The sequence below is a fragment of the Chryseobacterium sp. sg2396 genome (genome assembly GCF_042610505.1).
In the GTDB taxonomy this organism is placed as follows: Bacteria; Bacteroidota; Bacteroidia; order Flavobacteriales; family Weeksellaceae; genus Chryseobacterium.
In genome coordinates this window covers 62469-85552 of sequence record NZ_JBHGAQ010000005.1, presented here as the reverse complement: position 1 = coordinate 85552, position 23084 = coordinate 62469, and the positions used below count along the sequence as shown (strand labels likewise).

24 protein-coding genes and 1 tRNA gene are annotated in these 23084 nt (G+C 39.4%); 10 read left to right on the top strand and 15 right to left on the bottom strand.

All coding sequences use genetic code 11. From position 1 onward, the window contains the following. Positions 1 to 305: 305 nt before the first annotated feature. Together trxB and ACED20_RS06985 are read left to right on the top strand one after the other, a co-directional pair. Positions 306 to 1247 carry a thioredoxin-disulfide reductase gene (trxB, locus tag ACED20_RS06990; RefSeq protein ID WP_294201286.1) on the top strand — a complete coding sequence of 314 codons (942 nt, stop codon included), beginning with the start codon at positions 306 to 308 and terminating at the stop codon, positions 1245 to 1247. Positions 1248 to 1662: 415 nt separating this feature from the next. Beyond that, a tRNA-Ser gene (locus tag ACED20_RS06985) sits at positions 1663 to 1750 on the top strand. A 920-nt stretch (positions 1751 to 2670) separates the two neighbouring features. Here the strand turns inward: ACED20_RS06985 and ACED20_RS06980 are convergent. The 9 genes from ACED20_RS06980 to ACED20_RS06940 form a co-directional block, all read right to left on the bottom strand. Beyond that, on the bottom strand, positions 2671 to 3795 hold the full coding sequence (locus ACED20_RS06980) for a DUF4236 domain-containing protein (RefSeq protein WP_378103997.1): 1125 nt from the start codon (positions 3793 to 3795) through the stop codon (positions 2671 to 2673). A 78-nt stretch (positions 3796 to 3873) separates the two neighbouring features. Next, complete coding sequence (locus ACED20_RS06975) at positions 3874 to 4725, bottom strand: AAA domain-containing protein (protein ID WP_378103995.1); 852 nt, start codon at positions 4723 to 4725, stop codon at positions 3874 to 3876. Further along, positions 4722 to 4913, bottom strand: a complete 192-nt coding sequence (locus tag ACED20_RS06970) for a hypothetical protein (RefSeq protein WP_378103993.1) — start codon at positions 4911 to 4913, stop codon at positions 4722 to 4724. The genes ACED20_RS06975 and ACED20_RS06970 overlap by 4 nt, the downstream gene beginning before the upstream one ends. Before the next feature lie 432 nt (positions 4914 to 5345). Then, positions 5346 to 6287: a hypothetical protein gene (locus tag ACED20_RS06965; protein WP_294240784.1), complete on the bottom strand. Its 942-nt coding sequence runs from the start codon at positions 6285 to 6287 to the stop codon at positions 5346 to 5348. 31 nt (positions 6288 to 6318) lie between these two features. Beyond that, on the bottom strand, positions 6319 to 6660 hold the full coding sequence (locus ACED20_RS06960) for a hypothetical protein (protein ID WP_294240786.1): 342 nt from the start codon (positions 6658 to 6660) through the stop codon (positions 6319 to 6321). Positions 6661 to 6674: 14 nt separating this feature from the next. After that, entirely contained in the window at positions 6675 to 7568 is an 894-nt protein-coding gene (locus ACED20_RS06955; protein ID WP_294240787.1) for a phospholipase D-like domain-containing protein, read from the bottom strand. 12 nt (positions 7569 to 7580) lie between these two features. Then, a complete protein-coding gene (locus ACED20_RS06950; RefSeq protein WP_294240788.1) occupies positions 7581 to 8588 on the bottom strand; it encodes an SMEK domain-containing protein in 1008 nt (335 codons plus the stop codon). Between the two features lie 49 nt (positions 8589 to 8637). Further along, entirely contained in the window at positions 8638 to 9240 is a 603-nt protein-coding gene (locus ACED20_RS06945; protein WP_294240789.1) for a hypothetical protein, read from the bottom strand. 304 nt (positions 9241 to 9544) lie between these two features. Next, the gene (locus ACED20_RS06940; RefSeq protein WP_294240791.1) at positions 9545 to 10324 is read right to left on the bottom strand and encodes a hypothetical protein; all 780 of its coding nucleotides are present in this window, start codon (positions 10322 to 10324) and stop codon (positions 9545 to 9547) included. Between the two features lie 269 nt (positions 10325 to 10593). Here ACED20_RS06940 and ACED20_RS06935 point away from each other — a divergent pair, with 269 nt between their 5' ends. Both ACED20_RS06935 and ACED20_RS06930 read left to right on the top strand, forming a co-directional pair. Beyond that, entirely contained in the window at positions 10594 to 11415 is an 822-nt protein-coding gene (locus ACED20_RS06935; RefSeq protein ID WP_378103990.1) for a hypothetical protein, read from the top strand. A gap of 65 nt (positions 11416 to 11480) precedes the next feature. Continuing rightward, positions 11481 to 12497 (top strand): RNA-binding domain-containing protein, encoded by a 1017-nt coding sequence (locus ACED20_RS06930; protein WP_294240794.1) that lies wholly within the window; start codon positions 11481 to 11483, stop codon positions 12495 to 12497. Between the two features lie 156 nt (positions 12498 to 12653). Here ACED20_RS06930 and ACED20_RS06925 read toward each other — a convergent pair whose 3' ends face one another. Beyond that, positions 12654 to 12941 (bottom strand): helix-turn-helix domain-containing protein, encoded by a 288-nt coding sequence (locus tag ACED20_RS06925; RefSeq protein WP_294240796.1) that lies wholly within the window; start codon positions 12939 to 12941, stop codon positions 12654 to 12656. A gap of 344 nt (positions 12942 to 13285) precedes the next feature. Between ACED20_RS06925 and ACED20_RS06920 the strand changes: the two genes are divergently transcribed. Next, the gene (locus ACED20_RS06920; protein WP_378103989.1) at positions 13286 to 13822 is read left to right on the top strand and encodes a hypothetical protein; all 537 of its coding nucleotides are present in this window, start codon (positions 13286 to 13288) and stop codon (positions 13820 to 13822) included. Positions 13823 to 13917: 95 nt separating this feature from the next. Next, on the top strand, positions 13918 to 14583 hold the full coding sequence (locus ACED20_RS06915; protein WP_378103988.1) for a suppressor of fused domain protein: 666 nt from the start codon (positions 13918 to 13920) through the stop codon (positions 14581 to 14583). Between the two features lie 399 nt (positions 14584 to 14982). Here ACED20_RS06915 and ACED20_RS06910 read toward each other — a convergent pair whose 3' ends face one another. After that, entirely contained in the window at positions 14983 to 15300 is a 318-nt protein-coding gene (locus tag ACED20_RS06910) for a nuclear transport factor 2 family protein (protein WP_378103986.1), read from the bottom strand. A 330-nt stretch (positions 15301 to 15630) separates the two neighbouring features. Next, entirely contained in the window at positions 15631 to 16425 is a 795-nt protein-coding gene (locus ACED20_RS06905; protein WP_378103984.1) for an SDR family oxidoreductase, read from the bottom strand. 123 nt (positions 16426 to 16548) lie between these two features. Here ACED20_RS06905 and ACED20_RS06900 point away from each other — a divergent pair, with 123 nt between their 5' ends. Together ACED20_RS06900 and ACED20_RS06895 are read left to right on the top strand one after the other, a co-directional pair. Next, positions 16549 to 16914 carry a helix-turn-helix domain-containing protein gene (locus tag ACED20_RS06900; protein ID WP_295221277.1) on the top strand — a complete coding sequence of 122 codons (366 nt, stop codon included), beginning with the start codon at positions 16549 to 16551 and terminating at the stop codon, positions 16912 to 16914. 172 nt (positions 16915 to 17086) lie between these two features. After that, positions 17087 to 17293, top strand: coding sequence for a hypothetical protein (locus tag ACED20_RS06895; protein ID WP_378103982.1), 207 nt, complete (start codon positions 17087 to 17089; stop codon positions 17291 to 17293). Positions 17294 to 17299: 6 nt separating this feature from the next. On the opposite strand, the gene ACED20_RS06890 is transcribed toward ACED20_RS06895, so the two are convergent. Next, on the bottom strand, positions 17300 to 18139 hold the full coding sequence (locus tag ACED20_RS06890; protein ID WP_378103981.1) for a YihY/virulence factor BrkB family protein: 840 nt from the start codon (positions 18137 to 18139) through the stop codon (positions 17300 to 17302). Positions 18140 to 18547: 408 nt separating this feature from the next. Here ACED20_RS06890 and ACED20_RS06885 point away from each other — a divergent pair, with 408 nt between their 5' ends. After that, positions 18548 to 20689 (top strand): catalase, encoded by a 2142-nt coding sequence (locus ACED20_RS06885; RefSeq protein WP_378103980.1) that lies wholly within the window; start codon positions 18548 to 18550, stop codon positions 20687 to 20689. Between the two features lie 173 nt (positions 20690 to 20862). Here the strand turns inward: ACED20_RS06885 and ACED20_RS06880 are convergent, their stop codons facing one another. Beyond that, positions 20863 to 21516, bottom strand: coding sequence for a hypothetical protein (locus ACED20_RS06880; RefSeq protein WP_294240807.1), 654 nt, complete (start codon positions 21514 to 21516; stop codon positions 20863 to 20865). Positions 21517 to 21584: 68 nt separating this feature from the next. After that, complete coding sequence (locus tag ACED20_RS06875; protein WP_378103978.1) at positions 21585 to 22172, bottom strand: Crp/Fnr family transcriptional regulator; 588 nt, start codon at positions 22170 to 22172, stop codon at positions 21585 to 21587. 287 nt (positions 22173 to 22459) lie between these two features. On the opposite strand from ACED20_RS06875, the gene ACED20_RS06870 reads away from it, so the two are divergent. Continuing rightward, on the top strand, positions 22460 to 22876 hold the full coding sequence (locus ACED20_RS06870) for a pyridoxamine 5'-phosphate oxidase family protein (protein ID WP_294240810.1): 417 nt from the start codon (positions 22460 to 22462) through the stop codon (positions 22874 to 22876). The last annotated feature ends 208 nt before the right edge of the window (positions 22877 to 23084 follow it).

Below are 23084 nucleotides of genomic sequence, written 5' to 3'. Positions count from 1 at the left end.
GAGAGTGAAAATTCGCTGTTGTTGACAAATTACCAAAACCCTAACCGAAATTCCCCTCCTCCGGAGGGGTGGCGAAAATTCAGAAAGAATTTTTGACGGGGTGGTTTTTAAAACGTGAATGGTGAAGGGGCAATTCACTTCGTTTATCAATTTCAGCAGTAATGAAATTCTCAATTGACCATACAACTTTTCATCGACATTCAACATATCAGATATTGACAAGTATCATTAAAATAACTTTAATTACATATTAAAAATTACGAACTTAGCGGACGTAAATTTTAAATCCTTTTGAAAAGCAAATTATGGAGCAAAACATTTTAGATTGTGTGATCGTTGGATCCGGGCCTTCCGGCTTTACAGCAGCTATTTATGCAGCTAGAGCAGATTTGAAACCTGAACTGTATACAGGTTTGGAGCCCGGCGGACAATTAACGACCACGACGGAAGTAGACAACTTCCCGGGATATCCGGCGGGAATTACAGGTCCTGAAATGATGATGGATTTGCAAAAACAAGCGGAACGGTTCGATACCAAAGTACATTACGAAATGATCACCAAAGCCGAATTCTCCAGAGAAGAAGGCGGCGTACATAAATTATACGCGGGAAACAAGGAGATTTTTGCAAGAACGGTTATTATTTCTACCGGAGCTACTGCAAAATACCTGGGTCTTGATGACGAGAAGAAATATAACGGGGGAGGAGTGTCTGCCTGCGCTACCTGTGACGGATTCTTCTACAGGGGAAAAGATGTAGTCGTAGTGGGAGCCGGAGATACGGCAGCTGAAGAAGCAACCTACCTGGCCAAGCTGGTTAACAAAGTAACCATGCTGGTAAGAAAAGACGAATTCAGGGCTTCCAAAGCAATGATCCACCGCGTAAACAATACCCCGAATATCGAAGTGAAGTTCCACCATGAGCTGATCGGGATCGAAGGGGAAAATAACCTGGTAGAACGAGCGGTCGTTATCAACAACCAGACCCAGGAAACATCAACCATTGATGTGCACGGTATTTTCATTGCCATCGGGCATAAGCCTAACACCGATATCTTTGTTGGACAGATCGATCTGGATGAAAATGGATATATTGTTACTGAAAAGGGCTCTTCCAGAACAAATCTTCCGGGTGTTTTTGCAGCAGGAGATGTTCAGGATCATATCTACAGACAGGCGATCACTGCTGCAGGAAGTGGTTGTATGGCCGCCATGGATGCTGAAAAATACCTTGCTGAATTACGCTAATCGTACATCAGCAGTATAATAATTTTAAAATATAAACGTGTTTCTTATCATAAGGAGCACGTTTTTTCATTTTTAACTTTAAAAGCTGATTACGGCTTAAAAATAACATGAATCCCATAACATTTTAATTCAACAAATAAAAAAAGCAGAAAAATAATTAAGAATTTTAAGTGAATTTTGCTTTCACAGGGTTATTTAATGCCAAAGGTTTTAATCAGTATGTTGACAAAAGAAACTTCCTGCATCCGGCTTTACCTCTTCCAGCCTTTTAATCTGGAATATACGTTAAAAATAATCAGACTGATTTTTAGCCTATTATTAATTTTTGTTAAAATTTATATTGAATTTGTTTTGCCAAAATAGAAAAACGTTTTATATTTGCACCACTGAAAACGACGGTACAACCGGAGTTCAGGGAGAAATGGCAGAGTGGTCGATTGCGGCAGTCTTGAAAACTGTTGACTGTAACAGGTCCGGGGGTTCGAATCCCTCTTTCTCCGCCAAAGCTTAAAAAGCCTGCAATTTAAAATTGCAGGCTTTCTTTTTGATTTTGCTTACTAATTTTTTCTCCTCCAACTTTTGTAACTGATCCTGAGAAACGGAGGAATAAAACCTAATACGCAGTTTTACAAGACCTATAAAACAAAATCCTCAACTGAAAAGCTGAGGATTTTATTTTCATAAAAAGTAATGTGATTGGTAATAAAGAACGAGCAATTAATATGCCATACATAAATTATTTTCAAAAAAATCTGAAATTATTCTCTATTGGTCTATTGGAATGGTAGACTAATTGCTTATCTTTGCCCCCGATTCTCATGTTTAATTGAGTTTTCATGGTTATTAGTTTTTATCCTCGGCTCTGGCTGGGGATTTTTTGTTTTAGATGTGACTCTCCAATAAGAAACCTTGTAAAATGAAATGTGAGTATCAAAGTATTGTTGAGAATTTAAGAGCGATTGTGTGAAATCAATTTTTCGGAATTCACTTTCTGCATCGATTCCCGGCAACAGTCTTATAGACGACCAAAGTTCCTGTAATCGGTTGGAACCTGGGACGAAATGATCAGTTGTTATTGTAGAATTTTCGGTTGCACAAATCAATGATCCGGGGATTGCTGTCACTCAATATTCCCCAGGAAAAACATCCCGGTACTAAAATGTCCGAAATGCCAGCAGCAAAAACTCATCATCAAGGATAAAATCGTAAAATGTTCTGATGAACAATGCAATTGGATTCTGTTCAGCATTGTATGCGGTGTAAAACTCAGCATTAAAGATTTTACATTATTACTAACTCAAAATAAAACATTATTAACCAAAAGAGGAGGAGTAGAAACAGTAAAATGTTTAGTGCTTATTTAACTTTAGATGGTAAAGTAAATTGGATTAATTTTATCAGATAATTCAAGATCAGATTAATTTTAAGCTAATTCCCTGCACAGACTTTTATACTCCTGAAATGCATTTGCAAACTCCTGGGCAAATTCAAAATTACTTATTTGATATTCTTCATTAACACCATTACCGGAAGAAAACCTCAGCCTTGCGTACTGAACGACAGGTATCTGATAATTGCTCTTGAATCTTTTGTCAGGAGTTCCGTTTTTATTCACTTTTGCCCACGTTTTTCTAATAATTTTTGAATCACGGGGAACAACACTACTGGTTTCGGTAAAACTTACAGCAGAAAATGTAATATTAAGTTCATCAAACCCAATAATTGCAAAATTCTGATCACTTCTATACATCAGGATAAATGTTGGATAAAAATATAAATCCGCTCCGTTTATATTTTGAAAATATATAGCTTCATAGTTTGATGTGATGATGGGAAGTGATTTAAAACTAATTTTTGCATCCTTTCTGTTGACCAATGTGCTGGCACTGGACCGGGCAGCCACACGGTCCTGAAAATGCGCTCCGGTAATATCCCATACTTTATGTGCTGTGGTTAGATTTTTAAAAGAATGATATAATTGGTCGTATTTTGTCTTAGAGGGATCATCGAACTGTATATCAATAGTAACAGCCGAATTATTAATTACAATCTGGGTTTCTTTAAGCGCTTCTTTTTGCGCATTAATATCCTTGTTTATCTCTTGGACAATATTTTTATTTACCAATCCATATATGAAAATATAACTTGCAATTTTCTTGGTTTTTGTAAAGGTTAATGCCTTTTTTATCTTCTTTACATCCTCCCTTAATTCCGTTTTTTGCTGTTGAGCCATCAGGATAGATTCTTTGATGCCTGTCATATTGTGGGATGTGATCTCATGAACATCGGCACTAAAAATGTTATCTGATAACTCCGTGTAAAAAGGTTGTGGTTCGTGCTTAGGTTGTGGGGGAATCCCTGGTGATGAAGAACTTGGTAGTCTGTAAGAATTTGAAAAACCTAAGGCATTGGTATTCAATCTCGTTTCGGATGAACTGAAATTAAGACTTGCTCCTTTGACTCCTATACTTGTTGAAATTCCTCTCTTGCTGAAATTCAAATGGACACCGGGAATTATTTTTATTCTCCTTCTGTATGACCAAGCCATGATATTGTTTTTAATAGGATTATAAGAACAAATTTAAACAACCACTGGCAGAAAAATTTACGGAAAACCGTAATCATATCAAGAATTATTCTTCCCTATTTCATTAAGTTTGCTAATCAGCTTCTCCCTTTCCCCGCTTCCCGTCGTCGAAAATCGCAGCAGCGGAAGGCCGTAGGTTTCCAGGATCTTATTCTTCATGGCATCCCGTTCGTTTTGGCGGCTGCCTTCCCGGTGGTATCCGTAGCCGTCCACTTCAATGGCCAGGACGGGATTTTTGCCCAGCTTATTATAAATGACAAAGTCCAGGTGGGTGGCGTAATGTCCGGCATATTGTTCCTCTTCGGCACTGAGCTTCGAAAAATCCGGGAGCAGGTTTCTGAGCGGGAAATGAAGGACGGCATCATACTTTGAAAATTCATCCTGTGACAGGACTTTACGGATCAGCAGGTGCATCAGGTTCTCGCTGTCGAATACCGATTTCTGCTTTTGTCCGGATAACAGCTCCCGCTTTTTCGCTTCATATCCTTTGTACAGGTAATCGAAAACAGACTGCAGTTCACTGTGCACAATCGTGAAATTCTGATACTCAATATAGCGGATCAGGTCGGAGATGTTGTTGTCTTTTTTACTTTCATTCCCGTTCACCACTAATATCAGTTGGTCTCTGGCACGGGAGACAGCGACATTCAGGCGGTTGGGATGGTCGGTAAAGCCTGATATTTCATTATCCACGGTGGAAAGGATGATCACCTCGTTTTCCCTTCCCTGGAACTGATCTACCGTATCCGCTTTCACGGATGTTTTCCGGAAGGCCTGCTGTAAAGCGGAAGTCTGGTTCCGGTAGGGCGTGACGATGCCCAGGTCTGCGGTTTCCAGTTTCTGCTGCGGGATAATTTCCTCTGTGATCACGTCGATTTGCCGCCGGTTCATCCGGTCCCGCGCATGGTTTCCGGCGACGGTCCTGTAAACGAGCAGGGGCTCCCGGCCGGTTGGGCTTCGGACAGAATGATCAGTTGGTTATGGTAGAATTTCCGGTTGCAGAAATCAATGATTTGGGGATGGCACCGGTAATGTTCCCGTAGAAGCGTTTTGGGGATCCCGGGAAATAATCCGGCCACCGATGAAAATTGAAAAGGCTTAACAGAATAAAATAAATTTATTAATGAGATCCAAAGGTACACAGCAGAAATCAACAATGAATTGGTGTCACTTAAGATTCCACAAGAAAATAAACATGAATTAAATGCCAAGATGCCAGCAGCAAAACCTTATCATCAAAAACTAGATAGTAAAATGTCTAATGGAATTGGATTTTATTCAAAGTGGTATGCAATGTTCAGCTAAGCATTGATCACGTAATCTCACTCATGACAAAGCAAAAAACAACTTTGATAAAAAGCAAAAATGGGGAAAAGTTAATGCCTATCTTGTATTAAAAGAAGACTTAACAACGTCTTTTGTTTTTAATTAGAGTAGGAGAATAAGTCTATATTACTGAAAACTCCAAAGTATATTTACTTTGAAGTTTATTATTATTTGAAACTTATTAATTATTTTTTCCTATTTGATATCCATTGATGCATCGTCTTTATTTGTTCTATATCTTCAAGATATTTATCATCTTGTTCCCACGGATATAATTTTAAAGTAAGATTCTTTTCATCTGCAAACTGCTCATTCAATCTCTCTAAAACCGTTGCGATATCATTAACGGGACAAGGCAGAAATACCCCAAATTTTCTCAAAGAATTTCCAGTATCTAAATTGAATATAACTAATATTGACTCAAGTCCTTTGTCGCATACAAAATAAACACCCTCCATTTCTTTAGGATATGGGGGTGTAAACCAAAAGTTTTCAGGATAAATTCTTTCATCAGGATTGTTCAATTGTTCTCTGACTATGTCAAAACAACTGTCATATATTATAGAATTACCAAATCTTTCAAAAGCTAGTATATATGCTGTTTTTAGAAGAGCATATTCAAGTTTTTCAGGTATAACTCTTGTCTTTAAGAATTCTAAATTTACAACTTCACCTCCTTTTAGCCCGACCATTTGTTCTTCCAATTTAATAGGATGGTTATTTTTTTTACTGTGAAACATTGAAATTTTTCCATGGGCATCAACATTAATTGTAGCATTCGTAATTTGATCATCAAACTTTATTTTAACCTTAGTTTCTGTATTGGGGAGAAATGCAGTACTATCAAGTTCTCTTAACCTTTCCGTCAAATGAAAGTCAATTGTATGGCCAGCTTCATTGTTACAAGATTTACAGGTTAAGGTATTAGATTTTCCGCCTAGGGATTTTGGAGGAGCATCTTCTAAAGAAAGAGGGTCTTTTCCATCAATTGTTTTGTGAGCTTCTAGACATATTGGACAGATATATGTATCTTTTTCGCCCTCCAAAAAACCATTATCAATCAAAAGATTTCTATTGCTAACATATTTGTCAAATATCCGCTGTCTTTTTTCATCATTTTTACTCATAAATGTTTATTTAAATATTAAAAAAATAGATTTAATGATACCATCCACCATCAATTTTCAATACATATCGATCTTTAGAAATTTTCCAAGCACCATATTTTTGAAGGTTAAACTGAAAGGTATTGCTGTTAAAATCAATAATTTTTAAAATCGAATAATACTCACTATCTCTGTGCGTAAGGATTATATCATTTACATTAAGCTCATGCGGTAAAAATCTGTAGCAAGCGTTATCTTTATCTTCTGTTATTATCCTAATGTGAATCTTGTTTTTACAAATTGGGCAGTCCCAGGTTCTAAATACATCACTACGGCCCAAAGGTTTATGACAATGAATACAAAAGTATTCTTCTGTAATATGTGGTGTTTCCATTTTATCGTAATTTTTTAAATATTATAAGTATTAGTAGAATCATAGTTTACTTCAAAATCCTGGTCAGGATAGTCATCCAATATTTTTTCTCCAACAAATTTATTTTTCCATAAAATCTTTGTTCCAAGTTCATCTTCATCACGACCAGTCAAACAATGATAAACCTGACCGATTGCATGAATAATCTTGTCATTATTAATATATTGATTTAGTTCGTCGTAAATTGAGTCTTGTACAGAGAGAAAGTCTTGTCCATCCGAAGAATTAAAGCTTTCGGCAAGTATATATAAACTGTTATTTGTAATTAAATCAAAACCGTTATAATAATGATCACAATCAGTACAGACTTCCACAATATCTCCGGAAGTTTCGAAATACTTTGATGAATTTTTACTAAAAACTAGAATATTGACAAGTTCGCCATTTTCACAACTTTCGCATTTTTTCAAAGTTTGTAGTTTTTCAACTGTATTTTTTTCTATTAATTCAAGCTTTTTAAATTCGTCATAAAACTTTTTTGCTTCCTCTTTAGTATCCCTTAAAACTATTATGTTTTCAAAGCTTTTACTTGCATTGGTAGACCAGTTAAATGATCCATTAAGTACAGTTGATCTGTCAATAATTGCAAATTTGTGGTGCATATGATTCTTGGTATTGGGCATTTCCAAAAGCTTGACTTTTGCACCTGCTATTTGTAAGTTGTTAATTTCCGGAAGATAATTACGATTACTATCATTATCGGAGCAAATGATGTTTATTTGAACGTTATTTTTTATAAGACTCTGAAAAATATCTTCATAATCTTTAAAATTTATCCAGGCTACGGCTATATAAACACTTGATTTAGCGGATAATAATTCTTTCTCAATAACCTCTTTAAGATGTTCGAAGTGTACTTCAATTTCCATAATACTTTAGTTTTAGTTTTGTTCATCTTCCTGCAGAATAGAAAAATTAAGTGTGACAATCGTTTTTCTAATATTAATTGATGCTTCGTGCAGATATTTTATCAGTGTATTAAGCTCTTCAGGTCTTATTACATATTTGTTATTTGCTCTTTCAAATTCATCTGAATTTTTATCAAATCGAACAATATTAATATCATCTAAATATGAGAGTGATTTGAAAAGTTTTTCTTCCGGTACTCCTAGAATACTAGCGAGCTTTGTACAGTGTATTTCATATCTGTTACGATCGTTCAGATTACCCCGTTCAGCAATAACGGCAATATATTCTCTTTGTGCTCTCGGAATTTCAGCCAGCTCATTATAAAGTTTTAAAAAATACTCCTGATGGGAGGGAGCGCTATAAAATCTATCATAAACTGCCGTGTTCTTTGGAGGCGTATTTGGAACCGTTTCAATAAAATTGTAGATTGAACTTTCAAAATCGCCTTCACTATTTACCGGTTCCAGCTCTACAACAACATTCCTCATTTCTCTTCTAAAGATTCCTTGTAGTGCAGTTAGTTTTAATTCATCTGCTACAGCTATATTTTTAATTAAAAAATCAATATCAATAATATCCTTATCTTTATCAAAATTATTTGTTGTCGCTAAAGCAGGATCTATTGCGTAAAAATTTTGTTTTTGACCGATAATAAACACTATAAATCGATCATAAATCAGACGATTTTCATTTGATATTTTTCTAAGTGTATCATTAATTTTTTCTGTCTTTCTTTGAGAGGTGATCTGAACTGCAATCTTGTTATGTAAATCTCCAAGGTCAAGTCCTGGCTCATTACTTCTGTTTGCGTTCAGATTGCTGAGATTAAAGTCTAGGATTACATTTAAAATCTCTTTAAAAAAATCTTCGCAGACTTTAGTAAGATCAAGATATCCTATCTTATTTCTAAAGGTAATTTTTTGTTGTAGTAAAGCTAGGTCATCAATTAGCTGACCGATAATAAATCCTCTTGAAATCATGGATTATAATTTTATTGACTAGTTTTTAAATTCTTTATTGATAATTGTGTTAAAATCGACGATGTTTATCTAGCTCAGTCAAGTAATCCAAGTATTCTTGGGTCACTTCTTCAGGTGTTGTTAACATTATTGTTGGTGCCTGTAATTCAATAGAACTGATTAAGTGGTTAAACTGCTGTCTCAGGTCTAATAAAAAGTCATATTTTGTTCTAAACTCTCTGCTGTAATCAATCAGTGCATCCAAGGCATTGTCAATAACAAGCATTTTTATATAGATTTTAAGATCTTTATCTTCAAAACTGTCGTTGGATTTGAATTTAAATAGCTCTTCATTAAAGCTGTAACCAGGTCTGTTCAGGTACGAGATTGTAAATGGATTTCCATGTTTTATGTTACTTAAAAATGTATACTGCATGTAGAAGTTTTTCTCTTCAAATGGATGTTGATTGGGGATATCATTGATTTTATGTTCATGCTTGAGTATGTCGGAGACCATACTCTTAACCGTCCACGGTGTTCTTTTTAATTCTTGATGGTCAGTATGCGTTTGCGAATTAACTATTGGGTCAATTAGTATTTTACGTAAGGTTATAGTACGTTCCCAGCATGCTGTTGCTATGGAGCCTGCACTTTCAATGTAACCTTTATCCATAAGATCGGGTAAAGTATTTAATAATTCAACAATGGAATTTATATAAATGCCGCACGTTCACATTGCATTTTGTCTTTCTTCGGTCATACTTTCAATATTGGTAAACTGTAAGGCATTCTCAAATTGATCTAGAATAATATCATACATTGAGATGTAAGCGACTTTGTTACTGTCGTTCACTAAAAGTTCTAAATCTTTAACTGTTATATTCATAAGACAAAGTAATTAATAAAGTGGCAACCTATTTACGTAGGTTAAAAAAAGTATCTTAATCTTTGAGATGACTCTGTGTTTAAAGCTCTGATTAATCATTGTCATCATTTTTCGAGTTTATCCATCTTTTATAATGAAGTTGTAAGCCGGTTTTTTCACCACCTTTAAAAGACTTGCCGCTGTTTAGTGTATCAATCAATTTTCTTATATCGTCTGCGTGCCTTACTTGCCAACCCAATTTATTTATTAAGTATGAACATACGACATCTGAGTTTAGCTCTGGCTCATACTTATGCAAAGCTTTTATGTAGGTTTTCGCTCTCGAATTATCCGAAGGATGGTTTATACCTGTAGAAGTATTAATAACTGCAGTAAGCTCTTTAAATGCTTTCTTTAAAATTGCAGATGGTTCTGGATAAGCTGCTGCATCTCCACCTTCATCGACGCTTAGATCTTTATTTATCTTTTTTGCATTCGTGGTATTAATCCAGCTTTCTGTGCTCTCTTTTAACCATGGTATTGCGATTATTGCGTCAATCTGTCTGTAATCTTGTACTTTAAAAATTTCATCTGAATTCAAACCGCAGCAAATGATGATATCTGATGAATTGTTATAACTGTCTTTATAAGTTCTGATTGTTTCTATTTTAACATTGATTCCCAAAAAGGATGCACCACTAAACATTTTTTTTACTTTTTGTGAACCAAATAATCTTTCGAGCCAACCTGCAGTATTTTTAGAAGCCACCAAAAAAATGATTCTATCTAATTCCTTACTTTCCATTACGAGATCTGCTGCAAAATTTAATGCTTTTTCATAAGATTCATCGTCGTTTAGTTGTGTATCGAAATAATAATATTTACCAGCCATTGTTTTTTTAATTTATAAAGATTTACTATATTATTTATATTTGGTTTTAAATTAAGAAAACCCGGTAATATTTAATTACGGTTTTCCGTAGAAGCAAAAATAAAAACCACCAAAATCTTTTCATTCAGTATTTCTACTGATTTTCACAATGTTTACGGATTCCCATAATTCTTGCATTTCCCTTTTATTTACTTTTGAAAAACATTAAAACACTTTTTTTTAAGTCAGGAGACAACTTTATAAAAAATACCAACTAAAACTATTTTATCATGATCACCTTTACAACAATTCTTGTATTCTTATTTATTATTTTTCTTACAAATTCTGCAATAAAAAATTCTGCAAAGAATAAATTCCCCAAAAATACAGAAGCTCAAAACTTGAGATCGACGGAGAAAGCTCGGCAAACAGTTTTAGTTGTAGGAGTAATAATGATTTTTATTTCAACACTTTTTATTAATGCTTTTTATCAAACAGAATCGGAAATAGCAGATGAAAGAGAGAGAAAGGAAATATCAGATAAAATTTCAGCTGAAAAATTAGCACAAGAAAATGATATTAAAAGGTGGGGGTTAACACCAACTGAATATGAAATCTTGCTTCAACATGAGATTACGGTCAACACGCTAGCGGACGAAGTTAAAAATGCTTATAAGATCTTAAAATCCCGAAAATATTTTGTAGATACTGAAGTTATACGGTTTACAGGAATGGCTAAAAAGACCAAAGGATCTGAATTTGCAAAGAGAATTGAAAAAACCAGGGATTCTTTAATAAAAAATAAAGAGGCAATCGGCAAAAAACAGATTGCTGATTTATACAAAAAGGCATCTTTGGAAGAATCTGGGATGCGATTAAAATATGGAGAAGATCTTAGAAATTTACTGCTGGATAAAAGTTTAGATATTAAAGTAATGGTTTTTGGAAAAGACAATAAAAAGATAAGGTTAACCTATATTCTTTTTAATGATGTATGGTTTAGAAAATTTGAAACACTGGGTTATTTTGATATGATCCACGAGAAAGGCTTTAACCATATTGAATTATCAGATGGGTATCACTACGGTAGATGGATGCAATATGGCAAGTAGCAAGCTTAAAATAAAAATATTTGTACTGAATCAGTACTATTTATATTTTTGATCAAAACTAAAGCATGTATTACTCAGAAGTATTTTTTAAAAAAGACATTTACAACATTACTGAAAGTGATATCATTGATTTCTTTCAGAATTCCCCGGAGGAATCATCTATTTTAGAATTAAAATCCGGAGAAACTAAGATAGAAACTATTTATCAGGAAGTTTGTGCCTTACATAATACCCAAGGAGGCTTGATTATTATCGGTGCTCCAAGACCGAGAAAAGAAGAGAACAGGGAATTTTTCGACGGAGAATTAACCAGGAGCTCTTTGAGAAATAAAGACTGGTTGTATCAGAAGATATCAAGTAATGTATCGCCAGCGCCTTCAGGTTTGAGAATTCATGATGTAAAAATGTCAGACAGCAGATATATTCAAATTATTGACATTCCCAAAAGTTTGCATCCGCCACATCAATGTTTAAATAATGGTATATATTATCTCAGATTTGAAACAGAATCCAGATTTGCACCGCATGGCTTAGTCGAGGCAATGTTTAACCGTAGACAGGAACCAATTGTTGATTTTAGCCTATCTGAATTCAGATATGTGGCAGGCATCAAAACCGAATTTGAATTTCAGGTATTTAATACGTCTGATTTTCCGGTTATTGGAATTGCTGGTCTGATGAAGTTTTACGGTGTAGAGAATTGTTGGGTAACAGGAAAAATACGCACTTCTCGTTATCATACGATGTATAACAGCATTGATACAAGATATAATATAAGATGCTATCAAGATGAATTTAATCGAAATGATACGACAAATGTGAAAGGAATAGCTTCCTATCACCGATATGATATCTCTGTTGCTAATAAACCTTTTCTAGTATCTATGTCTGTTTGGGCGACGAATATGAATCTAAAAAAAATTGGATTTTTGATATTGCCAAACATTCGCAAGGGGCTTAAATTTCATACAGAGGATGATTTCTTCTCCGATGCAAAAATAATAATAGAAAAAGTGTCACAAAAAATGGATGATAAACTCACAAAAAATCAATTGTGTGAATTATTAGAAAACTTACAATAAATCCAAAGTACTGTTATACACATTTTCCTGTTAAATTTACGAAATATGACAGATTTTTATCTTATTGTATCAAAAATGATAGAACATATTAGGTTAAATAACCAAAAAATGGATTCTCAAAAAAGTTAGATATTTTTTTGGAAGTCCATTTTTTGATTAGGATTTAGTCTTTATCTCAATCTCTTTAATAAAATCATATTTCTTTTCCAGAATCGCCTCTTGTGGCCAGAATTCTTTCGGAGAGCATCCTAATACTTTTGCAATCAGGTTTAGATGGATGACATTATACTTCGCTTTTTTTGACGGAGCTTCTATCTGTGAAATAAAGCCAATATTCTTACCGATGGAGAGAGACAGTTCCTCCTGGGTAATACCTTTAGATTCCCTTAATTCTTTAACACGTTTGATAAGATATCTTTCTATTTCGTCTAATGATTCATGCATGAATCAAAGTGACTGAAAAACATTAAAAAATATTATGTACTATAGTACATATTTTGTTATATTTGCTAAATGAATTACAGACGTGTGATTTTGTGATACTCCAATAAAGAACAGTAGATATTGTAGAGTCCCATGCCGTTTTATTTCCATGCCGCACGCATTCTACAGACCTTCTAAGCTTGCTTTATCATAAAGAGTATCAGGAGAGGATACAATAGGAAGGTACCGCCTATTGCCGCGGGCTTCAACAGGCCTGGCTATTAAAGATGATTTATTATGATGTATTGAGCCACAGGGTCATTCCTGCAGGACCGGATAACACGCAAGCCTAAAAAACAAAACAAATGAAAAAGAAAAAAACAGACCTCGAATCCCGGTTTTGGTCCGGCCGGAGCAAACTTTCACCCGTACCGCTGCTGGAAGCGTTTTTCCAGTTCCATGACCTGGCCACGGCCAAAGAACGGCTCAGCCGCATCATAGCGTATGCGGTCCGGGGAAAAGCCCGGATCAGCAAAGACCCTTCGGTTGTCTTTCATTTCCACCAGTCGCTGCGGTCGTTCATCCTCGCCGGATATGGCCTGAGGAAGAAATCCGGGAAATGGTCGGTTAGTACACTTCCCGGACAGGGGAGTGCGCTGGGGCTGGGTTCGCTTTCGGAGGAAGAATACCGCGATCCGGTTTTGGTTTTCCGCAATGCCTTTCAGGAATACCGCCCGGCGCAGTTTCTGGATTTCCTGGCGGACGTGGTGTATTTCTCAATGGCTACCTTCAACCATGCGCCGGAAGGCAATATCGTCGGGCCGTACCTGCACCTCTGCAAAATGCTGGATGCCGCCCGGCTGATCGTGGAAAGAAGAGTTCAGGAAGGGAAGGATCAATGACAGGTGATGGTTTGTCCGGCTGTGAACCATCCTGCAGTTGGAACAAGTATTGCTGGTTTTGGGGAAGACTAAAATGAATCACTTAAGCCACTCCAATGAACGATTTTTACGATAAATTCAGGCATAGAAAAAGATTTGACAAACATGCGGAAGCCATTGTCGCGCATCTGGATGAACGGTTTACCTCCGATGAAATCACCGTTTACCATGAAATTTTTTCCCCTGATTTTCACCTGGATGTCTATTTTGTACAACCTGAAAAATACAATTTCAATATCTTACTCACGGCCGGCATGAGTACGCTCGAAATGACGGTTCCTTCCGCCGTGGAAAACCCGCAGGAGTATCAGTTTGCGGAACTCATGCTCTTGCTTCCGAAATCCGTTGCTTTCGGTGAGGTCACCGGTGATAATCCCAACGACTGGCTCATCGATATGCTGAAAGAAAATGCCCGGTTCCCGCACCATTACGATACCTGGCTGACGATCGGCCATACCCTGCAGGCGACAGCCGATATGGAACCGTATGCGGAACAGACGGAGTACACGGGCGTCGTGATCCTGCCGTCCGTGAACTTTGACGAAGATTTCACGACAATACAAGCCGGGGAAAACCGGATCAACATCTATTCGGTGTTCCCGCTCTACGCTGACGAAATGAATTATAAGATACAAAACGGATACAACGCGCTTCTGGACCGGCTGATTGAGAAAAATGCGAAAGAGGTTTTTGATGAGGGGAGGGAAGGCCTATTGAGTTAAAATCCTTTGTTGATCATGCGATCTATACGATTTGCACGGATCAGGTACCAGATCAATCCTTGATCAAACAAAAAAGCTGAAGCGAAAGCCTCAGCTTTATTTTGATATGGACCCGGCCGTATTCCGTTGTTTACTGAATGGCAAAATAAAACTTAAGCAGTTCACTCAAGATCTCAAATAGAATTTTCATAGTTATGATGCCAAAAGATCGTTTAATCATAACACCTTAGACGCTGTTTTCAACACCGGAAACATCAGGCATTCAGTTACCTGTCCACCTGATTTCTGATAATCATCATACCTCTGGCTCTATTGTCAACACCGGAAACATCCAGCTTCCGGCACCCAGCTTCCGGCCTGTCAACCTTATTTCTTCTTCGGTTTCAGGATATGTATCCGTCAGCCGCTTATTTTCAGCGACTCAATAAGTCCGTCAGCCAACTGAAAATGGTATTCCAATACAATGGGGCTGCCCGGGAAATTGCCTGAAGTTTTGGCGGAAAGGATGTTTTCCTTTTCGTCATAATCTAGGGGTTCCATCGTAGCCTGGTATTCTTTATTCGCTTTGTGTATCCAGTTTTCAATTTCGGCCTTGCCGTGGTGGGTTCTGCCTTCATCGAAGACCTGGGCGTTTTCAGCAAAACACTTAGCATAGGCGGCACTGTCAAATTCATTCTGGGCTTGGACTAATACTGAGATGATGTGAGGTAAATTCATAGGTTGGTATTTTAAATTAATTTAGTTGTATTGTGTTGATATGCATTATTTTATTGAAGCAGAAATAAGGCTAAGAGTTGTTGGTAGGATTTAGATAGAGTCCGCTTTTACAGAATTCTCAACGATCTCGTTTACCTGTCAACACTTTTGACCGTATTTTGACAAAAGGAACCTCTGGCACCCAGCTTCCCTCTTCCAGCCCGTTAACCTTCTTTTGATAATCAGCATCCTTCTGACTCTGTTTTCGACACCGGAAACACCCAGCCTCCAGCACCCATCTTCCAGCCCATTAATCTGATTTCTGCTTCGGTTTTATCTTATTTTAAATCATTAAACGGTAGGTACGGTACCGCCGTCAATGACAAATTCGGTACCAGTTAAATAACCGGCTCTCGGTGAAACGAGGAAACCTACCAGTTCAGCGACTTCTCCGGGTTCGGCAGGTCTTCCGAAAGGGATCCCGCCCAGGGCATCCATCACCCCTTGCTGCGCTTCCGCTATCGTCGTATTGGCGTTTCTTGCAATTTCGCCCAGCCAGGCTTCCGATGCGGTGGTATTGATCCAGCCCGGCGAAACCGTCAGCACACGGACGCCTTTTGGCGTGACTTCGTTCGATAAACTTTTGCTGTAGTTCCGCAGTGCTGCTTTGGCAGCGGCATAGGGCAGCGTGGAATCGTAGAGAGGCAGCTTACCCTGGATGGAGGCAATGTGAATGATAACCCCGCTTTTCCGTTCGATCATCTGAGGCAGAAATCCCCGGTCCAGACGTACCGGAGCAAGAAGGTTAGCCTGCAGGGTCGATTCCCAGTCTTCATCGCTAAGTGCAGCAAATCCGCCGGCGGGCGTGGAAGAACCACCAAGGTTGTTTACAAGAATATCCAGCCTTCCGTACGTCGACAGCACTTCGCCGATCAGTTTTCGGGTTCCTTCCGCTTTGCTTAGATCCGCTGAGATAAAATGCAGGGAGCCATTTTCTTCTTCAGGGGCGTTTCTGGCAGTGATAATCACCGTTGCGCCTGCCTGTACCAGCCGTTCTGCGATCGCTTTGCCGGCACCTTTCGTTCCTCCTGTAACCAGGGCGATTTTACCCTGAAGTTCGTTGTTGTCATTGAATACGTTTTCCATTGTCGAATTGTTTGATACAAATTTCCGGAGTATCCCCTTCCCGGGCAATAACGGAAAACCGAATCGCATAGGGATAATTTTTTCCCCTATTGTCCGGTTTGGAACATTGGGTTACATTTGTATATGCACGAAAGAAAAATACCTCTGAACCTTAACTGCGGCCTCGACCTGATCGGCGAGGTACTTTACGGCAAATGGAAAATCCGCCTGCTATGGTTTATCCATCAGGGGCATTTGCGCCCCAGTGAACTGCAGCGCAAAATTCCGGATGCTTCAAGGCGTGTTCTCAATCTCCAGCTGAAAGAACTGGAAGAACATGAGCTGTTATCAAAAAAGATTTACGCCCAGGTTCCGCCGAAAGTTGAATATTATCTGACCGATTTCGGCAAGACCCTGATCCCTGTAATTTCTGCTTTGGGAAACTGGGGCGACCAGCACGAAGAACGGCTCAGGAACGTAATTATGAAAAGGATGGGGGAGAATGCCTGAATGCTTTTACATTATTAAAAAAGGTTTTAAAAAAGAGATTTCGTAATTGCCGGAACAAAAAGAATCTTCGGAATCTGCTCAATCTGCGTAAGCCTGTAAAAAATCAGATAGAACTTACCTTAAAATTTAATACGAATCTTTAAAAGCTTCTGAAGCGAAAGAGGTAAAGAAAATGATCATAAAACAAAATGCCGTCACAACCGGCGGCATTCATTTTTCACGAAAAAAACTTCCGGCATCCGGCTTCCCTCTTCCAGCCCGTGAACCTTACTCTGATAATCATCACACCTCTAACTCTGTTTTCAACACCGGAAACACCCAGCCTCCGGCTTCCCTCTTCCAGCCTCTTAACCTGATTTCCATTGTGAGCTCAAACTGATCCTATTTACTTTTTATCCGAAGAAGGCTCCGCTCCGGCGACCACTTCCCGGTTATCTTCCTGTGGAATGGTCTGCGGGTTCCATTTGGCGTGTTTCGACGGTTTAAGCTTATATCCGTTTACTTTGGTGTATACTTTGGTGAATTCGGCACAGAAAAAGATGAGCTGACAGGTATAATTGATCCAGAGCAGGAGCAGGATCACGATTCCTGCCGTTCCGAAGGTAAACTTATCGAAATAAAACGTCAGGATGGATTTTCCTAAAGTAAAGAGAACGGCCGTTACTGCCGCACCGACCCAAACGGATTTCCATTGCAGCTGCACATCCGGCAGGATTTTGAACATCGCGGCAAAAAGGAAAAGGGCTACCAGAAAGCCGATGACGATATTCAGTATATTGACGAGAACAAGCGTTTCAATACCGAAATGACGGATGAACCATTCACTGGCCAGGCCGATGAATGAGCTTATAAGCAGCGTAGCCAGTAGAAGAAAAGCAATAACAATGATGAGCCCTAAAGAATTCGCCCGGTCCAGGAGGTACTTTTCCCAGGCTTTTTTCGGAGCGGCCACCACGTCCCAAAGCTTGTTCAGCGTTTTCTGGAACTGGAAAAACAGGGAAGTCGCCCCGAAGATCAGCGTCAGAATCCCGACGATTTTCATGACGACATTCTTTTTATCGATCATTCCGACGATGACCATTTCTTCCAGGCTTTTGCCGACATCCCTGCCCATCATGCTGCCGATGAATTTTGTGATTTCACCCTGTACCGCTTCTGAGCCGAAGAAAATTCCGGCGATCCAGATCACGATAATCAGCAGTCCGGGGATTGGAAAAAATGGCACTGTAAGCCAAACTGGCTGCCTAGGTCCCGAGATCGCGGGCGCTCCAGTCTTTATACGTTGCTTTAAGAATGTTCCAAAAGTTGTTCAGTATTTTCATAATTTAATTTTTTCGATTAAACAGTCTGCAACAACTCAATACTGAAACGCTCTGTAAGTGATGGTATGACCTTCAAATTCCGTACCCAGTTAAAATAAACGTGAAAAGCTTATGGATTCATGGGGATTTTAGTATGCAATAAAAGCATGGAACTTTATCTGTCCAGATATGGAGCGTTATATAAACTAATGTCGAAGAAATCTTTGATTATTGCTATTTATAATGGTTATCAATTACAGTCCCGTCCGGTAAAGGGGTATAATTGTTGTTCCATCATAGGCGACTACTAAATCACAACAAATTATTATATTATGAAAAAAAAAGATTTTTCGGACGAAAAATTAGATCAGCTTCAGGATCATACCACCGATAATTCCGGAGCGGCACTTACCACCAATCAGGGTTTAAAAATCAACAACAACCAGGATTCCCTGAAAGCGGGCGAAAGAGGGCCTAGCCTGCTGGAAGATTTTATTTTAAGGGAGAAAATCACCCATTTCGACCACGAAAGAATTCCTGAGAGAATTGTGCACGCAAGGGGATCCGGTGCACACGGAACTTTTAAGCTTAATAAAAGCTTGGCCAAATATACCAAAGCAAAATTCTTGGCAGAAGAAGGCAAAGAAACGCCTGTCTTCGTACGTTTTTCTACCGTTGCGGGAAGTTCGGGCAGTACGGATCTGGCACGTGACGTAAGAGGTTTTGCCGTTAAATTTTATACCGAAGAAGGCAATTACGATCTGGTAGGAAATAACATTCCGGTGTTCTTTATTCAGGATGCCATTAAGTTTCCGGATCTTGTTCATGCCGTAAAGCCGGAACCGGATAACCAGATTCCGCAGGCGGCCTCTGCACACGATACGTTCTGGGATTTTATCTCTCTTATGCCGGAAAGCATGCACATGATCATGTGGGCGATGAGCGACCGGGCCATCCCGAGAAGTTACCGGATGATGGAAGGCTTCGGGGTGCATACCTTCAAATTCGTTAACGGAGAAGGAAAAATGCATTTCGTAAAGTTCCACTTTAAGCCGAAATTGGGAGTGCATTCAGTAGCCTGGGACGAGGCGACGAAAATCTCAGGAAAAGATTCCGATTTCCACAGAAGGGATCTTTGGGAAGCGATCGAAAACGGAGCGTTTCCTGAATGGGATTTTGGAGTACAGATCATTCCAGAAGAAGACGAACACAAATTTGATTTCGATCTGCTGGACCCTACAAAACTGATTCCCGAAGAAGAAGTTCCCGTGGAACTGGTCGGAACGCTGACGCTTAACCGTAACCCGGATAACTTTTTTGCGGAAACAGAGCAGATCGCTTTCCACCCGGGGCATCTGGTACCGGGAATCGATTTCTCCAACGATCCGCTGTTGCAGGGAAGATTGTTTTCCTACACCGATACCCAATTATCAAGACTGGGGTCGCCTAATTTCCATGAGATTCCGATCAACCGGTCCATCAATACCGTTCACAACAATCAGCGGGACGGCCATATGAGACAGCAGATCGTCAAAGGAAAAGTAAGCTACGAACCGAATTCCATCGGCGGCGGCTGCCCGTTCCAGGCCATGATGAAAGACGGCGGTTTCGCCACGCAGGAAGAAAGGATCGATGCAAAGAAAATCCGTGCGAGAAGCAAAAGCTTCGTGGATCATTATTCACAGGCCAAGCTGTTCTATAACAGCCAGTCGGCACCGGAGCAGAAACATATTCAGAATGCGCTGATCTTTGAATTGTCCAAGGTAACGATCCCTGCCATTCGGGAAAGGGTTGTGGGACAGCTGGCATTTATTGATGAAGATTTGGCTGGTAAGGTAGCAAAGAAAGTCGGCGTTCAGGTGACTAAACTGGAACAGCCGAACGGAAGCATTCCCGCAGACGCAGATCCGAAAACCCTTCAAAGCGAAGAAAGGGAGCCAAATACAAAAAGCTCTGAAGCTTTAAGCATGAAAAATACGGTGAAAGATTCTATCCAGAGCCGAATTATCGGTTTCATTATGGAAGAAGGCGTACATGCGGCTGAGGTGAATGCCTTACAATCGAAACTTGAAGAAAAAGGAGCAGTGGTCCAGGTGATTGCCGGAAGCCTTTCGCCAGTTACTTCGGACGACGGAACCACCTTCACACCGAAACACTCGCTGACCAGCACGGCCAGTGTATGCTTTGATGCATTGTATATTGCCGGCGGCAAAAAATCGGCCGAGAACCTGCTGGATGAGGAAAACAGGCCGGGAACCCTTCTTTTTGTGAATGAAGCCTACAAGCACTGCAAGGCCATCTGTTTCGGAAGCGGAACCGATGATATCCTGAAGCAGAGCAACGTGGGCAGTAAAAAGCATGAAGATCCCGCCATCATTAGCCCGGACCAACAGAATGCCGACGATGCTTTCATCAAAGCGGTTGCCAATCACAGGGTATGGGAACTTGAGGCTGAAAGAAATAATCCTGCATAGGAATTCTCCTGTCATTTAAAACATTAAAGAAAGAGACCGTTGCGACGGTCTTTTTTTTTGATGATATATTGAGTACTGTTGAATATTTCTTATCTATCGATTTCTGATTTGTCTATAGGCAGTATTTAAAAATTCACCCGTCAAAATCTAAATGGACCTAGGGAATTCACCATTCACTTATTCGTTTTGATCAGTAAACGGTAAATGGCCAGACATCCCGGGATCATGGGAAACACTGCGGTCCACATTCCTGGAAAGTAGTAGTGCCCTGTAGTCCGGAAATAGAAGTTCGGCATCTGCGGAATCCGGGTTCCTTCGATGAAGGCTGTCAGCGGATGCGGATCATTGGGGCGCAGATCGGGAGCAATCAATGGGAAGATGAAGTGCGTAAACTCGGCGACGCCCGGACCGATGAAGATGAACCAGGCCACAAATCCGGCAATCGGGATTTTATAGTAAAGCCCAAGGGAAGTCAGGGTGTAAATTACCGGGCCGATAAGCGCAAACACCATCAGGAAGCTTCTTTCACTCCACGGAATGCCGAAGAGCCTGCTCATGGCCGGCGCAAATCCCATCAGGTATTCTTCAACGATATGGATCTGAAGACCGGCGACCGTCAGGATAAAAAGCGGAAGGATGATCCGGGGTTCCACAGGGTTTCTTAAATAGATGAAAGACCAGCAGATCAGGCCGGCCAATGCCGAGCCTCCTACGATAATAACAGGAGCAAGTCCTATGGTGAGATATCCTATTACCGGAGCTACGATGGTAAAAGCACAGGCTGCGAGAAAGCTCAGTTTCTGCAATAAAGATAACGGGTTTTTCATAACGGATGAATTTGATCCGAAGGTACAACACCGGTTGTACGGCCCGGCATTTATCAAATGATAAAAAACTACTTCACTGCCAGGATCCTGCTTAAAGAAACCTGGGTAATTCCCAGATAGGAAGCCAGATCAGCGAGGCTGATTCGCTGCAGTAAAGACCCGTGTTCTTTCAGGAATTTCCGGTAGGCGACAAGGGCTTTTTCCTCCAGTGTGCCGCCGATCCGGTCCATCATATGTACCGCCGCCAGTGAGAGGAGCTTCCGGTAAAAAGTTTCCATGGAGTGATACCGGCTGCAGAGCATTTCCAGGTCATCGTAATTAAGGCAGGTTACCGTGGTATCTTCAAGGGCTAAGACGGAATAGGAGGAAGGCTGCTGAAGGAGGAAGCTGTCGAGAACGGTAAACATATGGCCTTCAGGAAAAAAACGCATGATAAATTCACGGGTACCCGTATAAAAGAAGGTTTTCACCAGGCCGCTGTCTACAAAATAAATCTGTTTGCAGACCTGGCCGGTTTCCAGGATCAGTTCGCCTTTCCGGTATTTCTTTTCAAAGAGTTTGGAGGCTAAAAGACTTTCCGTTTCACTTTCAGGCTGGGAAAGCAAAGAAACCAAATTTAAAAAATCCGTCGCACCGGGAAACTGATGGCTGATCATGACAGCAAGTTACGAAAACAACAAGCAATTAAAATAAATAGATTTCAAGAATGGATAATCTGACGCAAAATCAGATGATGTTTTGCCTTATTTCATTTCTTTTTTAAATTTCACGATTCAACGGAATGATAGAACAGCATGGTCTTTCCGATAATCGGTATATCTTTTGGTTATATCAAAACAGCTATTGTATTCATCCTTTCATTCAGTTATTGAAGATTGAAAATAATCAGAAAAAAAGGAGAAGCAATTCATACACACCAAAACCATTCACAAAAAATAATACAATGAAAAAAGCATCCTTAGAAACCATTGCAGAAAAAATGAAAGACCTTGACTTCTGCATGATGGTTACAATAGACGAAAAACAGGTTATGCACTCCAGGCCGATGAGCAACAACGGGAAGGTAGAATACGACGGTGATTCCTGGTTTTTCACCTATGAAGACAGCAACAAAGTCAGGCAGATTAAAAATGACAGTACCGTAAGCCTGATCTATCAGACCGACGACATGCTGTTTATCGATTGCTGTGGAACGGCGTCTGTGGTAACCGATAAAGAAACCTTAAAAGACAAATGGGTAGACGGCCTTGACCAATGGTTTCCGGAAGGCATCGACACCCCGGGAATCTGTCTGCTGAAAGTAAGCGCAGAACGGGTAACCTTCTGGCATAAGGAACAAGAAGGGGAGTACACCGCTTAATTTTACCATAGATTGTAAGCGGAAAGCCGGAAGTTTTTTCTTCTCAAATTGCTGATCAATTGATCGTTAAATTAAAAACCAAAGAAAAGAATAAGAATAGTAAGGAAATCTGCCCGGAGGGGCTTTACAATTACAGCCCCGGGTGAAACCTTGGGATTTAAAAAAGCATATACGAAAACACCGGACTTTATCTTCGGTGTTTTATTTT